This is a genomic window from Burkholderia sp. SIMBA_062 (assembly GCF_046534765.1).
Taxonomy (GTDB): Bacteria; Pseudomonadota; Gammaproteobacteria; order Burkholderiales; family Burkholderiaceae; genus Burkholderia; species Burkholderia ambifaria.
The window spans coordinates 1-1,408 of record NZ_JAWRYD010000085.1; the positions used below are offsets into that span (position 1 = coordinate 1).

1 protein-coding gene and 1 pseudogene are annotated in these 1,408 nt (G+C 55.5%); both read right to left on the reverse strand.

Annotated features, from left to right (window positions below; translation table 11 throughout):
- Positions 1-907 (reverse strand): DNA-binding transcriptional repressor LacI (gene lacI / locus SB786_RS35440; RefSeq protein WP_410731470.1); only part of this gene is annotated, 907 nt, incomplete at its 3' end.
- A 79-nt stretch (positions 908-986) separates the two neighbouring features.
- Positions 987-1,271: pseudogene (locus SB786_RS35445) on the reverse strand (MFS transporter); the annotation flags it as partial.
- Between the last annotated feature and the right edge of the window lie 137 nt (positions 1,272-1,408).

Sequence of the window (1,408 nt, forward strand, 5' to 3'; positions counted from 1 at the left end):
GGTCCACGCTGGTTTGCCCCAGCAGGCGAAAATCCTGTTTGATGGTGGTTAACGGCGGGATATAACATGAGCTGTCTTCGGTATCGTCGTATCCCACTACCGAGATATCCGCACCAACGCGCAGCCCGGACTCGGTAATGGCGCGCATTGCGCCCAGCGCCATCTGATCGTTGGCAACCAGCATCGCAGTGGGAACGATGCCCTCATTCAGCATTTGCATGGTTTGTTGAAAACCGGACATGGCACTCCAGTCGCCTTCCCGTTCCGCTATCGGCTGAATTTGATTGCGAGTGAGATATTTATGCCAGCCAGCCAGACGCAGACGCGCCGAGACAGAACTTAATGGGCCCGCTAACAGCGCGATTTGCTGGTGACCCAATGCGACCAGATGCTCCACGCCCAGTCGCGTACCGTCTTCATGGGAGAAAATAATACTGTTGATGGGTGTCTGGTCAGAGACATCAAGAAATAACGCCGGAACATTAGTGCAGGCAGCTTCCACAGCAATGGCATCCTGGTCATCCAGCGGATAGTTAATGATCAGCCCACTGACGCGTTGCGCGAGAAGATTGTGCACCGCCGCTTTACAGGCTTCGACGCCGCTTCGTTCTACCATCGACACCACCACGCTGGCACCCAGTTGATCGGCGCGAGATTTAATCGCCGCGACAATTTGCGACGGCGCGTGCAGGGCCAGACTGGAGGTGGCAACGCCAATCAGCAACGACTGTTTGCCCGCCAGTTGTTGTGCCACGCGGTTGGGAATGTAATTCAGCTCCGCCATCGCCGCTTCCACTTTTTCCCGCGTTTTCGCAGAAACGTGGCTGGCCTGGTTCACCACGCGGGAAACGGTCTGATAAGAGACACCGGCATACTCTGCGACATCGTATAACGTTACTGGTTTCACATTCACCACCCTGAATTGACTCTCTTCCGGGCGCTATCATGCCATACCGCGAAAGGTTTTGCGCCATTCGATGGTGTCCGGGATCTCGACGCTCTCCCTTATGCGACTCCTGCATTAGGAAGCAGCCCAGTAGTAGGTTGAGGCCGTTGAGCACCGCCGCCGCAAGGAATGGTGCATGCAAGGAGATGGCGCCCAACAGTCCCCCGGCCACGGGGCCTGCCACCATACCCACGCCGAAACAAGCGCTCATGAGCCCGAAGTGGCGAGCCCGATCTTCCCCATCGGTGATGTCGGCGATATAGGCGCCAGCAACCGCACCTGTGGCGCCGGTGATGCCGGCCACGATGCGTCCGGCGTAGAGGATCGAGATCTCGATCCCGCGAAATTAATACGACTCACTATAGGGGAATTGTGAGCGGATAACAATTCCCCTCTAGAAATAATTTTGTTTAACTTTAAGAAGGAGATATACATATGTTTAAACGTAAATCAACCGCAGAA